This window comes from Cohnella cholangitidis (assembly GCF_014107495.1).
Classification (GTDB): Bacteria; Bacillota; Bacilli; order Paenibacillales; family Paenibacillaceae; genus Cohnella; species Cohnella cholangitidis.
The window spans coordinates 4,441,591-4,454,812 of sequence record NZ_CP041969.1 but is presented as its reverse complement, the minus strand read 5'-3'; the positions used below and the strand labels follow the sequence as shown (position 1 = coordinate 4,454,812).

Annotated in this window: 9 protein-coding genes; 5 read left to right on the top strand and 4 right to left on the bottom strand. The window is 52.7% G+C overall.

All coding sequences use genetic code 11. The features are described 5' to 3' along the window. Positions 1-11: 11 nt before the first annotated feature. Together FPL14_RS30055 and FPL14_RS20515 are read right to left on the bottom strand one after the other, a co-directional pair. Positions 12-329 carry a M23 family metallopeptidase gene (locus tag FPL14_RS30055; protein WP_229263601.1) on the bottom strand — a complete coding sequence of 106 codons (318 nt, stop codon included), beginning with the start codon at positions 327-329 and terminating at the stop codon, positions 12-14. After that, positions 326-1,015, bottom strand: coding sequence for a hypothetical protein (locus FPL14_RS20515; protein ID WP_229263600.1), 690 nt, complete (start codon positions 1,013-1,015; stop codon positions 326-328). Before FPL14_RS20515 ends, FPL14_RS30055 begins: the two co-directional genes overlap by 4 nt. A 194-nt stretch (positions 1,016-1,209) precedes the next feature. Between FPL14_RS20515 and FPL14_RS20510 the strand changes: the two genes are divergently transcribed. After that, on the top strand, positions 1,210-1,932 hold the full coding sequence (locus FPL14_RS20510; RefSeq protein ID WP_182299513.1) for a response regulator transcription factor: 723 nt from the start codon (positions 1,210-1,212) through the stop codon (positions 1,930-1,932). Continuing rightward, the gene (locus tag FPL14_RS20505) at positions 1,922-3,688 is read left to right on the top strand and encodes a sensor histidine kinase (RefSeq protein ID WP_182299512.1); all 1,767 of its coding nucleotides are present in this window, start codon (positions 1,922-1,924) and stop codon (positions 3,686-3,688) included. Before FPL14_RS20510 ends, FPL14_RS20505 begins: the two co-directional genes overlap by 11 nt. Here FPL14_RS20505 and FPL14_RS20500 read toward each other — a convergent pair. Further along, entirely contained in the window at positions 3,685-4,353 is a 669-nt protein-coding gene (locus tag FPL14_RS20500) for a M50 family metallopeptidase (protein ID WP_182299511.1), read from the bottom strand. The genes FPL14_RS20505 and FPL14_RS20500 overlap by 4 nt on opposite strands. Positions 4,354-4,624: 271 nt before the next feature. Between FPL14_RS20500 and FPL14_RS20495 the strand changes: the two genes are divergently transcribed. Next, on the top strand, positions 4,625-5,791 hold the full coding sequence (locus FPL14_RS20495; protein ID WP_182299510.1) for a M20 family metallopeptidase: 1,167 nt from the start codon (positions 4,625-4,627) through the stop codon (positions 5,789-5,791). A 386-nt stretch (positions 5,792-6,177) separates the two neighbouring features. Next, positions 6,178-9,810: a glycosyl hydrolase family 18 protein gene (locus FPL14_RS20490; protein WP_182299509.1), complete on the top strand. Its 3,633-nt coding sequence runs from the start codon at positions 6,178-6,180 to the stop codon at positions 9,808-9,810. A 268-nt stretch (positions 9,811-10,078) separates the two neighbouring features. On the opposite strand, the gene FPL14_RS20485 is transcribed toward FPL14_RS20490, so the two are convergent. Next, a complete protein-coding gene (locus FPL14_RS20485; protein ID WP_182299508.1) occupies positions 10,079-10,942 on the bottom strand; it encodes a helix-turn-helix transcriptional regulator in 864 nt (287 codons plus the stop codon). Positions 10,943-11,069: 127 nt separating this feature from the next. Here FPL14_RS20485 and FPL14_RS20480 point away from each other — a divergent pair, with 127 nt between their 5' ends. Next, positions 11,070-13,112 (top strand): beta-galactosidase, encoded by a 2,043-nt coding sequence (locus tag FPL14_RS20480; protein WP_182299507.1) that lies wholly within the window; start codon positions 11,070-11,072, stop codon positions 13,110-13,112. The last annotated feature ends 110 nt before the right edge of the window (positions 13,113-13,222 follow it).

The window sequence follows — 13,222 nt, the reverse complement described above, 5'->3', positions numbered from 1 at the left end:
CGCATCACGGATTAGCGTATAATCGTCTCTCCTTGGCGCGGATCAAGCCCCTCTTCCCATAACACGCGTATCGATTTCCCGGAGAACAAATCTTTATTATCGGACACCTGATAATGAAGGTGAGGCTCGCTGGAATTGCCGGAATTGCCGCATAATCCGATCTGATCGCCTTTAGCCACCTTATCCCCGACCGCGACCTTGACGGAACCTTTTTGAAGATGCGCCAGAAAGCTATATTCTCCGTTCCCGTGATCGATCGCGACCATGTTGCCGGCCGGAGCCTCCTCGTTCATGACGCCGACAGGCTCGTTGTCTTTGATATCGTTCACGACATGAACGACCGTCCCCCCTGAGGGGCGAGAATAGGCTGCCCGAACGCATAATAACTTTCGTTCTTCGCGGCATCTCCTTTATAGGAAAAGCCCTCTTTCATTTGAATGATATCGTAGGCGTAACGTTGGGAGGGATACTCGTAGTGATAATTCGCAAGCGCGTTTCGTCCTCCCCAGAACACGTACCATTCCCCTGTGAACGGTACGCCGTAAGCTAGTTTGGTCGTGGAGTTGTCCGATTCCGGGAAACTTTGCAATGGAACGAATTGGATCCCCGTAATCGTTTGTTCCTCATTCATCGCGAATACGACTCCCGTTTGGCCGTCTTGCGAAATCAGTTTGAAAAGATTCGCTCCGTTGACGCTCAACCGGGAAAGAGGATCCCAAGACCGTACGCCCACGTTGATGCTCAGAATGTCCAAAAATTGTTCTCTAGTAATCTCTGTTTGAAATTCCGCGCTCGTTTGTTCGTAAATCTCTTCGTATTTCCTATCGATCAACGCTTGACCGATTTGTTCGGGTTTAAACTTCACTGTCGCTGCCCCCTTCGATTCTGATGCGGCAGCCGAAGGAGGGGCCGATGCGCTCGCGTTAACAGGCTGTTTCTCACCCCTCTTCTCGGTACCTCCGCACCCCGTCAGCAGCAACGAGCATGTCGCCAATACGATCAACGCCTTCTTCATTTCTCCGCCCCGTTTCTCTATTCGTTCTTTCCTCATTATGAAGGCCTAAGCTTATTCCAATGGAAACGGAGTCTTAAGCCGATCTTAATTCCGATAAGCAAGAATTAAGGTTCCGTTAAGGTAGTCTCTGCCTACGATAATGAGGATGCATGTTAGAATAAGAGGTAACGCCGGGAGCAGAGGAGCAACCAATAGTGAAAGATGCCGCCATTCTTCTCGTCGACGACGAGCAAGCGATTCTCCAGCTTCTGGAGACGGTACTTCGCAAAGAAGGATTCCATACGATAGACAAAGCCAAATCGGCCGAAGAGGCGTTAACCGCATGCGGAAGAAGAGGATATGACGCGATAGTGCTAGACGTCATGCTTCCAAACATGAGCGGCATAGAAGCTTGCCCGTTCATTCGCAGGCTAACGGATGCCCCCATCCTGTTCTTAAGCGCGCGGACGACGGATTTCGATAAACTGACTGGATTCGCGGTCGGAGGGGACGATTACGTAACGAAGCCGTTTAACCCGCTGGAGATCGTTGCCCGCATCAAGTCGTTGTTGCGCCGTTCAGGCAAAACCGCTCCGGTCGCGGCAGTTCCCGCGACCGCGATCTTCGATTTCGGCCGCTTCCAGGTCCATGAAGCCGCCGCCGAATTGCGCGTGGAGGGAACGTCCGTCCCCTGCCCTTCCCTCGTCTTTCAACTTTTGCTGTTCTTATGCAAAAATCCGAATCGGGTATTCACGAAAAGCGAGCTTTACGAGAGAGTATGGGGAGAGAATAGCGTTAGCGACGATAACACGATCATGGTGCATATCCACCGGATCCGCGAGCGCATAGAGCCCGATCCGGCTGAGCCGGTATACTTAGTGAACGTAAGAGGGCTTGGATACAAGCTGGTGAAGAAGGAGTTTCCGCATGAACGTTAAAAACCGGATAGCCCTTCGCCTGATTGCGTGGCTGGCGGCCGTCGGCCTTGTCCTGTTCGCGCTGGCATGGACTACGCTATCTTGGACTATGAATCAATTGTCCAAAATAGACGCGACGAGGCAATTCGAGAGCGCTGGACTGCACCGGCTCATTCAAACCGTTCAAGCTAAGGGAGATAAGCTCGTCTTCGATCCGGAGCTTCTGGATCAAGTCCGGGAGAGCGGGGGCTGGCTTCAGAGAATCGACGAGCAAGGAGAGGTGACGGACTCCTTCTTCACGCCCGACGATGTTCCTCTTTCCTACGGCCCAGGGGAATTAACCTCTTATTGGCAAGGCAGAAGCGTTTTCCCGTACCAGCTATACATCTGGATCCAGGAGAAAAACGGCGTTGTCCATACGTTGCTATACGGTCTAAGCAACAAGGAAAACAGCTTACTGCATCGATTGAAGGAACAGGCCGTCATTACAGGCAATGAGGTAAGGATAGCCGAGGATTTGCGAGAAGGTTTAAGGGAAAGCGCCTCTTGGCTGCAAGTGCTGAATAGAGACGGCACCGAGTTGGCTTCGCTTAACAAACCGGCGCGGGCCATTGCGGATTACTCCGTGCAAGAGTTGGTGCTTCGATCCAGCTATCCGGACCGTTACGGAGCACGAGTCGTCTCGGAGTATGACCGGAACACCGGACTCACCTGGGTGCTCAGTTCCCCTCTATCCGGAACGGAGCCTGGCGAAGAGCCGTTTATATCCCCCGAGAATCGAGTGCTGTTGATCGGCATCGGGATGTTGCTGCTTGCGGCGATGCTAGTGTTCGTCTTTGTTTCCTATTGGTTCGGTCAACGGTTCGGCGCTCCGATCGCGCATGTCCTGAAATGGCTAGGGCAGCTTGGAGAAGGCCGCTACGAGGAGCCTGCCGACGCGAAAGGAATCCCCCGCAGCCTTAACCGACGAGGCCGAAGAAAACGCAAGTATCGCGTCTATCAAGACGTAATCGAATCTATGGATACTTTATCGAGATCGCTGCACGCCAACGAAAGGCTTCGAGAGGAAACCGAAAAAATGAGGGACGAGTGGATTGCCGGAGTATCCCATGATCTGAAAACACCCCTGTCCTCTATCAAAGGATATGCCCATGTGCTGGTCAACGATTCGTATGAATGGTCGACCGAAGAGGTGCGCTCGTTCGCCAGAATCATATTGGATAAGTCGTCTTACTTGGACGAGTTGATCAACGATCTAACGTTGACTTACCGGCTGAGAAGCGGAGACGGAAGTCCGGTCTCCGAACGAGTGAACCTAAACGAATATTTGGCGGAAGCGATTCAAGAGGCGGCGAACCATCCGATGTATCCGGAAGAAAGCGTGCTTTTCGTCCCTTCGGACACTCCCGCGTACATGCGAGTATATAAGCCGTGGTTTCAACGAATAGTGGATAATCTTGTCGCGAATGCCTTGCTGCATAACGAGAAAGGCACTACGTTAACGGTTACCATCCGTTCGGCAGGACCTAATGGCATCACGCTCGCATTCTCGGATGATGGCAAGGGGATGAACGAGGAGACGGCATCGCGGTTGTTCGAGAGATATTACCGCGGTACGGATACCGAGAGCCGGACTGAGGGGTCCGGTCTCGGCATGGCCGTTACCAAAGCGCTTGTCGAAGCGCTCGGGGGGGCAATCGAGGTCGTGGCCGCCGAGGGAAAAGGGGCTACGATTCTCCTTAAGTGGAAATCGGAGCAGCTATCCGACCGTAATTAATCGAAACCGCGTTTATAAAAAATCCCGATGGAAATTTTGGCGCACCATAGCGAGACGATGACGAACAGAGCTCCCCAGAAAATTTCGGGTATATGGGTGGCTTCGCTTAGATTCGTTGCATCCCCTGCGGCTGCCGGATCTTGTATGGCAAGAGATAATATAATTAACGAGCTGATAACGGACTCTACTAAACAGATAAACGCTAGAAGCAAATAATATCCTTTTGACAAACCTGGCCGCTTAAGCGCGATCATAACGATCGTTAGCAATGCAAAACCGCCGCACCATGCCATGCCGTATCCGTTACGGACGAATAAAGCAAGACCTAAACCCGCGACTAGCGCGATTAGGATCAGTCCTGCCTTTTCTTTCTTGCGGGAATGCAACCAAAACAAGAGCACCGTAAAGAGAGCGGAGCCGATATAACCGGCTAACGATACCGGAATCGACATCCAATGATCGGCGTAAGCCGAATACGTTACTCCGCTCTGGTCGGAATATAGGTGGATAAAACGCACGTCGCCGGACAGAACCAACGTAACGAGAGCATGGAACAGTTCATGAATGAGCGTATCCACGTTCCGGAAAAACTCTGAGAACGGGATCAATCGGGTGAGAAAGGCGGATATCGTCAGGAATATTGCAACCCTCAACCATGATTTCATATTAATCTCCTTTTTCTAAGTTGCTATTCTCTTAAATCCGACACGATCTGTTAGATTATACCACCCGCAAATCTCGAAAAACTAGCCTAATAACAAAACGTCTCGGCTCCGATAACGGTGCCGGGACGTCTTTCCGAAAGCGGGTATGCCCATCTCCATCGAAGGGGTGAAATAATCCATTTCGCGTTGAGAGCCGCATCGCTTGATTGTGCTTCCGCGAAGGGATACGATTAGGTTGTTGCGCAACTCGACTTTAAAAGGAGTTCTCACCATGTCGGACCTTAAAACGACCATTCACGATACGATTCGGGATTATTCCTCTCGATTAATAGAAATCGCGGCATTTATCGGAGCACACCCCGAGCTAGGACACGAAGAAAAGCAAGCTTCCGCCCTGCTCGCTTCTGAATTGGAGAAGCTCGGTTACGAGGTCGATAGAGGGGTGTTAGGTTTAGAAACCGCGTTTATCGCGGAATATCGCGCCGACAAACCCGGACCGATCGTCGCGTTGCTCGCGGAATACGATGCCCTTCCGGAAATCGGCCACGCCTGCGGCCATCATCTTATCTGCACGATGGCATTGGGAGCGGCTTCGGGCCTTCGCGCGGTCGCGGAGGAAACAGGCGGAACTATCCGGGTATACGGAACCCCCGCCGAAGAAACGAAAGGCGCCAAGATCGACATGGCCGCCGCCGGATTGTTCGACGATTGCGATATCGCGATCATGGCGCATCCGTACCACGTTTATGAACGATCCGGCGCTTCGCTGGCCATGGATGCTTTGCAATTCGAATTCCATGGCAAAGCAGCCCACGCCGCGGCTAATCCCGATCTCGGCATTAACGCGCTGGACGCGGTCATTATGCTGTTCAACGCCGTCAACGCTTTGCGTCAGCAAACCAAGGACGATGCCCGAATCCACGGCATCATCTCCAGCGGCGGACAAGCGCCGAATATTATTCCCGACTATGCGGCGGCAAGGTTCTATGTCCGTTCGGCTACCCGCGCTTATACCGATGAGCTGGCGCGCAAAGTAACCGCCTGCGCCGAAGCGGCCGGGATCGCCACGGGATGCAGGCTTACAGTCAGCAATTACGAGTATTCTTACGACGAGCTTCGGACGAACGAAACGTTGTCCGATGTTTTCACGGCGAATTTGATCGCCGGCGGAATACCCGAGCAAGACATTCAACGCGGTCACGATAACGGTTCGCTTGATCTCGGCAACGTGTCGCTTCGTTGTCCGGTTATTCACCCTTATATCCAAGTCGTCAATGAGCCTTTCCAGCTCCACACGGTAGAGTTCAGGGATGCCGCGCAGAAGCAGCCAGCTTACGAAGCGATGGTATTCGGCGCGAAGATGTTAGCCTACACCGCATACGACGTTCTAAAGGACGCTGCGCTATTAGAGCGCATTAAAGCTGAATTCGCAAAATGAATGAACGCTGTGCAAGGAGATAACCTATCGCATTTGCGGTTGAGCGGGAGAACGGTTCTCCTTGGCTCAGCCGCATTTTTGCGTTCCGCGGCTTGCGAATAATAGCGAGCATAATCGAACGATGGAGAAACCTTGATTCGCCGGAAAATGTTCATTGAAATGTATCATTTAAAGTTAATTTCGCACATAGTTGGAGCAATCCGAATGAATTAAAATCGTTGTGATCGCGGGTGCACCATGCTCGGAAATCGCGATAAGACATTGCAGCTAACCGGCTTGCCGCCCCTACTTTTTTCTTCGAAAGCGAGGTGTCCGCTCTCATTTATGAAAACGTTTACATGATTAACGAAATTAAATACCGTTAGCTGAGAGGAGCCTTGGATGTTATGATTCACAAGTTGTTCCTACGGACCTACATGAAAATGGCCTTACTGATCCTTTGCTTGAGCGTGGCGTTCTCAACAGTAGGATGGACATCGACGGGGTATGCGGCCGATATCGAAGCTCCTCAAAACCTGATCGCGACGGAACGCACGCACGATTCCGTAACGTTGTCTTGGGATCTAGTGGACGGAGTCAGCTCGGACGATGGTTATAACGTATGGAATGCGACTACCGGCGACTGGCTCGCCTGGGCCGGAGCCCCTCCGAAAGTCATAGGCGGCTTGTCCGCCGAAACCGAATATTCCTATTACGTAACTCCCGGACGGGAAAATGATAAGAAAAGCAATATCGTCACCGTGAAGACGGATCCCGCGGATCCGAATGCCTACCCGAAGCCCCCTCTATCCCCTCCTCACAATCTAAAAATTACCGACATCACGGATACTAGCGTCACTTTAAGTTGGGGCGGAAGCCCTTCGGCAAACGGATACGACATGTACGTGAACGGCGGATGGAAAGCCGGAATATGGGACGGTTCGAATACCTACACCTTCCCGGTCGGCGCGGCAACGGTCACGGGCGCCGTATACACCTTTGAAGTCGCGGCGCAATTGATGCCCGCCGTATCGGCCAAAAGCAACTCCGTAACCCTGACTTGGGGACAATTGCAGGCGCCTCAAGACTTGAAAATCGTAACGGCGACGAGAACGACCGCATCGCTGGGATGGGCTCTCACGCCCGGGGCGACGGGCTACGATATTTTCTTGAACGATGCGTTAGTCGGATCAAGCGAGTCCAACCGTTACGTTGCGACGGGACTTACGGAAGGCCAAGCCTACAAAGCGAAAGTCGTCGCCAAAAATAAACTGTGGCAATCTCCGGCAAGCAACGAGAAAACGGTAGTCCCCGGCAGCGACTACAATATCGTAACCTACTATACTTCATGGTCCGTATACGAGAGAGATTATGATCCGTCGGATATGGATGTCGCTCAAATTACGCATATCAATTACGCTTTCGCCGATCTGTGTTGGAGAGGTTTCGGTTCGGGCGGGCTAGCGTGCCAGAATGAAGATATTCCGTTGCAAGCGGACTACGTATTCGACGGAGAGATCGTCGTCGGGGACCAAGAGGTCGATCTTCGAAACATGGCCAATCTAAGATCGATCAGAACGCAACATCCTCACTTGAATCTGATGGTTTCCGTAGGAGGCTGGTCATGGTCGAAGAACTTCTCCAATATGGCCGCAACCGAAGAAACCAGACGCGCCTTCGCTAACTCCGCGGTCGAATACCTGCGCGAATATCGATTGGATGGGCTGGATATCGACTGGGAATATCCGGTCGAAGGCGGCTTGGAAAGCAACTCCAGATCGCCGGACGATAAAAAGAACTTTGTTCTTCTAATCCAAACCGTTCGCGAAGCGCTGGATGCCGCGGGTTCCGTAGACAATAAATATTATCTTCTGACGATCGCTTCCGCTCAATCGGACGCCTTCGTGGCCAATGCCGATCTGGCCCGTTCGTCGGAATATCTCGATTTCATCAACATTATGACCTACGATTACGCCGGTACTTGGGAGAACCTCGCCCATCATAACGCGCCGTTGTATCACGATAAAAACCATCCGAAAGCATCTGCTCCGAGGAACAATGTCTCCGCTGCGGCCCTAGGTCATTTGAACGGCGGAATCCCTCACCATAAGCTCGTGCTGGGAGTTCCTTTCTACGGGTTCGGATTAATAGGCTGTCCGCCCAATGGACAGTACGCGGCCTGCGAAGGCGGTACGATTCCTTCCGGCGAACAATTCGGGACTTGGGAACCGTACGCTTTTGCTTTCTTCGATATTGAAGACAATTACTTGAATAAGAACGGCTATGTCCGCTATTGGAACGAAGCGGCCAAAGTACCTTATCTCTACAACAAAGAGAAGCAACGCTTCATCTCCTACGATGACGAAGAATCCATGATGTACAAAGCTTCCTTGATCAAAACTTTGAATCTTGCCGGCGTGATGAGCTGGGACGTCAGCCAAGACCGGAACCGAACATTATCCTCCCAACTGGCACGCGACTTGTCCGTTTCGGGAGCCGTATACTCGCCTGCGGTCGCGGCACCGAGTAACCTTACCGTTAAGTCCATCGGCAGCAACTCGGCTCGCGTCGCATGGGAGGCTTCTAAGGACGCTTCGGGGTACGATGTGCTCGCCGGCCATACTTGGATCGGCTATACGACGCAAACGGAATATGACGTACCTAATCTAACTCCTAGCACAGCTTATAAGATTCAAGTCATTGCCGTCCGCAGGGACGGCGATAAGCTCAAAGGCGTCTCCACGGCAAGCAGTATCAACCTGACGACATCGAGCGGGATTAGCGGCTATTCGGGCGGCGGCGGAGGTGGCGGAGGGTCGCCCGCTCACGATCCGAACGGAACGGCGGAGCCGGGCACGAATCCGTTGAAAGCGAAGATCTCCATGGAAGGGAGCAAGGCGATTTTTACGCTCGACATTGCGCAAGCCGTTAAGTCCATTCAAGCTTCCAGCTTCACTACCTCTCAAATCGTCGTAAGCACCGATGCCGCGAAGACGGAGACGCTCATCGCCAAAGAGGTGATCCAAGCTATTGTAGCTAAAGGGGAGCAGGCCTCCCTGTCCTTAATCGTGAATCAAGTGGAATACCGTATTCTGGTAAAAGCTCTGAAGCTTGCCGACAACATCGTAAGCGTTAGGATTACGATGCAAGCTCCGGATCGGCAAGTAACGGATGATTTCAAATCCGCAGCACGGGCAAACGGGATTACGGTGTTAGTCGATCCGTTGGAATTCATCGTCGCGACCCTTGCTTCCGACGGCAAAGCAATCGTAATCGAAAGCTTCGGCTCCACCTATGTTAGCCGGATCTTTAAGATAAACCAGACGGCCATTCATACGGAACGGGCGACCGGCGTGGTCTATGTTCCCGGGAATAAAGCGATTTATTCTGTTCCTACGATCTTTACGAAGGGTTCCGATGGAACGGTTAAAGCGGAGTTAAAACGAACCGGGAACAGCATCTACGCGATCGTCGAATCGAATCCGAGTTTCCCGGATGCGAACTCGCCATGGGCCAAACAAGATATCGAATCGGCGGCATCCAAGTTCATCGTCTCCGGCGCGAGCAAGGCGGAGTTCGGAGCGAAGCATAATATTACGCGCGCCGAATTCGTCTCGATCATCGTGAAAGCTCTGGGCATCCTCCCCGTCGCGCAAAGCTCGCCGTTCAAGGACGTGAACGACGAGACGAAGTTCGCGGATGAAATCATAGCGGCTTGGAAGTTAGGATTCATTAAAGGAAAGTCCGCCGACGCTTTCGATCCGACCGGATTCATTACGCGCCAAGAGATGGCTGCCGTGCTCGCAAAAGCGATGGCGTATGCCGGATACGCGAACAAGTCTGATCTTAGCGTCTTAGCGTCCTATGCCGACGGCGCGCAAATTTCCGCTTTCGCTAAGGAATCCATGGCGATAATGGTATCGAGCAAAATCATGAACGGCGTCAGTCCGACAAAGCTTGATCCGTTATCGAAGGTGACCAAAGAGCAAGCTACCGTGACGGCTATGAGGATGCTTCGGGCTTTGAATTTGTCTAACTAGACGCAAACGGGATGGAGTCGTGGGTTGTTGATCGCCCTTCTCCATCCCTTTTGCCCCTTCTAACCGACATAACGGCACGGCGTGCCGCTATTGTAGAACCTTCTCCGACCTGTCCTCGAATAACGGCACGGCGTGCCGCTATTGTAGAACCTTCTCCGACCTGTCCTCGAATAACGGCACGGCGTGCCGCTATTGCAGAACCTTCTCCGCTCTGCCATCGAATAACGGCACCGCGTGCCGCTATCACGGAACTATTCCCGATTTGCTATCACAGTTTGCTTTTCTCCCTCGGCAAAACCGCCCTCGTATAGAACAAACGGTACTGTTCCGGCGTCATTCCCTCGCGATCCCGGAAACGGCGAATAAAGTAGCTGCTCTGGCTGAATCCCGTCTGCTCGGCGATCTGCTTCACCGTTAAGCCTCCAAGAACGAGCAGCTTCTTCGCTCTGGCGATTCTCGTCTCCTGCAGGAAAGAGGCCGGCGATCTGCCCATGACCCGTTGGAAAAGCCGACAAAAGTACGTCTGGCTGTAACCCGCGCTTCTCGCCATCCGCTCCAAATCCCAATGTTCCCCGCAACTTGCGGACATAAGATCGGCCGTCTTGCGGATTCGGTCCTGATAATCGAGCCCGGGCGCGGCCGACAATCCTTCCGAGCTTCGAAGAAGCTCGATGAGCAGTTCATACAGCATAGCGCTTACCTTCGTCTCGTCGCCGCTCTCGTATGAAGTCGACAACCCCAGCAGCGTATCCAACAAAGAACGGATTCGTTCCTGCCGTCCGAAAGTAAACAGCCACGGCTCTCCCGTGCCTCGCCCTTCCAATAAAGCGTCAGCGCCCGCTCCGTAAAAATGAATCCAATAGACGTCCCACGGCTCTGCGCGGTTAGTCTCGTATTGTTGCTGCTCTCCGGGAGCGAATAAAAAACCTTGTCCGACTTGAATATCAGTCGTTTGTCCATTATGGGTAACCCTCCCTCTGCCATCGAACAGCAAATGGAGATTGTAATAACCGAACATCCCTTTTGGGCGCAGCTCCTTATGCTCGGGTTCTTGGACGTAACGTCCGCACGACTCGGGAAAGACGACATACCGCTCGAATCCCGGTTTAGGCAAGTAATGATGCAGCTTCATTTCATCACCACATTTCATAGGATATTACTATTCATAATAATATCATGTTATATAACGCCGTATTGAAAAGGACTACAATTAATATTAATCACATGATAGTGCTACTAACTACAAGGGAGCGTTGGTTATGCCAGTCAAATGGTTAAGCTCGGATTCGTTGCAACTGGGCGTATGTTATTATCCTGAGCATTGGGATGAGTCTTTATGGGAAGACGATTTCCGCCGCATGAAGGAGCTAGGGTTAAGCATCATTAGGGTCGCGGAGTTCGCTTGGACGATTTTCGAGCCGGAAGACGGCATTTTCGCGTTCGAGCTTTTCGACCGCGCTCTGGATGCCGCCCACCGTCACGGTTTGCAAGTCATTATGGGAACTCCCACGGCTACGCCGCCGGCATGGTTAACTCACCGGTATCCCGAAGTGTTGAACGCCAGGCAGGACGGGATTGTCTACCGGCACGGGCAGCGGCGCCATTATAACTACAGCAGTCCGATCTATCGCTTCTACTGCGAGAGAATCGTAAGGAAGATGGCACGGCATTATTCGGGACATCCCGCCGTTGTCGGTTGGCAGATCGACAATGAACTGAACTGCGAGACGAACGAGTACCATTCCGAAGCCGACCATATCGCTTTCCGTCAGTGGGCCCGCAACAAATACGGCACGTTGGACAAGCTGAACGAAGCTTGGGGAACGGTATTCTGGAGCCAGACGTACACCGATTGGGAACAAGTCTTCCTCACTCGTCCTACGCCGTCGAATTCGCCTAACCCGCACCAGCTGCTCGACGAAAAGAGATTCGTATCGGACAATACGATTGCCTTCGCTCGGCTGCAAGCCGATATTCTTCGCGAATGCGCTCCGAACCAGTGGGTCACGACGAACGGCCTGTTCGGTCATCTCGACAATCATGCCATGAACGACGAGTTGCTTGATTTCTTCTCCTACGACTCTTATCCGCAATTCAGCTCGTTGGAGAATCCGGAGAACAATACCTCCTTGCGCGACCGCAGATGGAGCCTTGCTCTAAGCGAGACCCGCTCGATCTCCTCCACGTTCTGCGTAATGGAGCAGCAATCCGGTCCCGGAGGTTGGGTAAACCGGATGGAGATGCCGGCTCCAAGACCGGGTCAAGCTCGGTTATGGACTTACCAATCCATCGCGCACGGCGCCGATATGGTGCTCTTCTTCCGCTGGAGAACCGCGACGATGGGAACGGAAATTTACTGGCATGGCATTAACGATTACCATAATCGTCCGAATAGAAGGGTACGGGAAGTCGGGCAAATCGGAGAAGAATTAAACCGTATTGGGGCATTGATCACGGGCCGGAAATTTATCGCACGCATCGCATGGTTAGAGGATTACGATAATAGCTGGGATGCCGAGTTCGATGTCTGGGTCAAACCTCTTCGCCGGCAAAGCCGGGAAACCTGGCATAAGGCGCTGCAGGAGCGTCACCTACCGGTTGATATCGCGTACATGCGGGAGAATACGACATTGGAGCAATTGCGTCAGTATTCGGTAATCGTATATGCCCATGCTGCCATTCTTACGGAGGAACGCGCCGCATTGCTGGATGCCTACGTCAGGGGCGGGGGCACGTTGATCATGGGAGCACGGACCGGTTACAAAGACCGGCGCGGCCAATGCCGCATGATCCCGTTCCCCGGGCTCGCGGCCGATTGGTGCGGAGTAACGGTGGAGGACTTTACCTTGTGCAATCCGAATTACCCGGCAGCATCCGTGCAATGGAACGACGGAGAGACAGACGAGACTCCTACGGCTTTGTTTAACGAGGTATTAAGCGTGGAATCCGCTTCGGTCGACGTCATGGCCACCTATACTTCCGCCTACTACTCCGGCGGCGTAGCGTTGACCCGCAATCGGCACGGAGAAGGCTCCGCGTGGTATTTGGGATCAGCCTTCACCGAAGCGATCGTCCACGGCATTCTCGATCGCATCGTAGTTAACTCTCCTGCGGACGGTTGGGTGGAATTGCCTAAGCAAGTGGAGCTCGCCATTCGCGGCAATATCGTGTTCCTGCTTAATTACAGCCACGAGCCCGTCTGGCTGAATTTTTTGGAGCCCGTATCGGAACTGCTGTCCGGCGAGGAACGGAATGGCCGAGTCGAGCTCGCTCCTTACGAAGTTCTCCTCATTAAACGGTAATGTTACCTTTTTTTTCCTATAGCGGCTGATCTAGGGGCATCCCCCTTTGATTCAGCCGCTTTTTTTCGTCTCAACGTCTTAGTAAAACCGACAAACGGTACTACATTTGT

Coding starts and splice junctions, on each gene's coding strand:
- FPL14_RS20480 (WP_182299507.1), top strand. CDS start 11,070: ATGCCAGTCAAATGGTTAAGCTCGGATTCGTTGCAACTGGGCGTATGT.
- FPL14_RS20485 (WP_182299508.1), bottom strand. CDS start 10,942: ATGAAGCTGCATCATTACTTGCCTAAACCGGGATTCGAGCGGTATGTC.
- FPL14_RS20500 (WP_182299511.1), bottom strand. CDS start 4,353: ATGAAATCATGGTTGAGGGTTGCAATATTCCTGACGATATCCGCCTTT.
- FPL14_RS20490 (WP_182299509.1), top strand. CDS start 6,178: ATGATTCACAAGTTGTTCCTACGGACCTACATGAAAATGGCCTTACTG.
- FPL14_RS20505 (WP_182299512.1), top strand. CDS start 1,922: ATGAACGTTAAAAACCGGATAGCCCTTCGCCTGATTGCGTGGCTGGCG.
- FPL14_RS20495 (WP_182299510.1), top strand. CDS start 4,625: ATGTCGGACCTTAAAACGACCATTCACGATACGATTCGGGATTATTCC.
- FPL14_RS20515 (WP_229263600.1), bottom strand. CDS start 1,015: ATGAAGAAGGCGTTGATCGTATTGGCGACATGCTCGTTGCTGCTGACG.